Here is a 924-nt window from a genome sequence, read left to right as displayed (position 1 = left end):
ACCTTTATAGGTGAAAATCAAATAGTTACAAAAATATTTAATATGACTACCGATTGCAAAGTTACAGAATTATTTTGTATTATAGACGAGTTTTGCAAACATTTTGATGCAGAAAATGCAGGAAATTTGCTGGAAGACAATAGCGGAGTGAAGCGTAGACGGCGTGCAGCATCGTTGTCCGACAGTGAAATCATGACGATTCTGTTGTATTTCCATTTCGGTACATTCCGCAATTTCAAGCACTACTACCTGTTCTTTATTAAGGGTACGATGAAGTCTTATTTTCCGAAAGCTGTGTCGTACAACCGCTTTGTGGAGTTGGAAAGCCGCGTGTTCTTCCAGCTCATGTTCTTCCTTAATCTGGGAGCTTTCGGAAGATGTACCGGCATAACATTCGTTGATTCCACGATGATACCCGTATGCCATAATCTCAGGAGATATGCCAATAAGGTATTCAAGGGAATTGCCACTGACGGAAAAGGAACTATGGGTTGGTGCCATGGCTTTAAGCTCCATCTTGCGTGCAATGACAGAGGCGAGATAATAGCGTTTGTACTTACTGGTGCAAATGTCAGCGACAAGGATCCGAATGTGTTCAAGGTTCTTGCTAAACGTTTGTATGGAAAGCTGTTCGCTGACAAAGGCTATATTTCGCAAAAGCTGTTTGACTTCCTCTTTGAGGATGGAATACAGCTGGTGACAGGGTTGCGCGTAAACATGAAAAACAAGCTGATGCCATTCTATGACAGAATGATGCTGCGCAAGAGATACATTATCGAAACCATTAACGACATGCTGAAGAATACGGCACAGATTGTACATTCACGCCATAGATCTGTAAGCAACTTTATCATGAACCTTATTTCTGCCTTGGGAGCATATTGTTTCTTTGATAACAAGCCAAAGGCATTGAAAGGATACTGC

General features: G+C 41.5%; 1 protein-coding gene. It reads left to right on the top strand.

All coding sequences use genetic code 11. The features are described from left to right. Nucleotides 1-42: 42 nt before the first annotated feature. Nucleotides 43-924, top strand: an 882-nt coding sequence (locus CIK88_RS10120) for an IS982 family transposase (RefSeq protein WP_144269604.1), incomplete at its 3' end; no start/stop codon positions are given.

It is taken from the genome of Prevotella sp. P5-50 (assembly GCF_002251295.1).
Taxonomy (GTDB): Bacteria; Bacteroidota; Bacteroidia; order Bacteroidales; family Bacteroidaceae; genus Prevotella.
The sequence above is the reverse complement of the archived record's forward strand: the minus strand, read 5'-3'. Positions and strand labels throughout refer to the sequence as shown.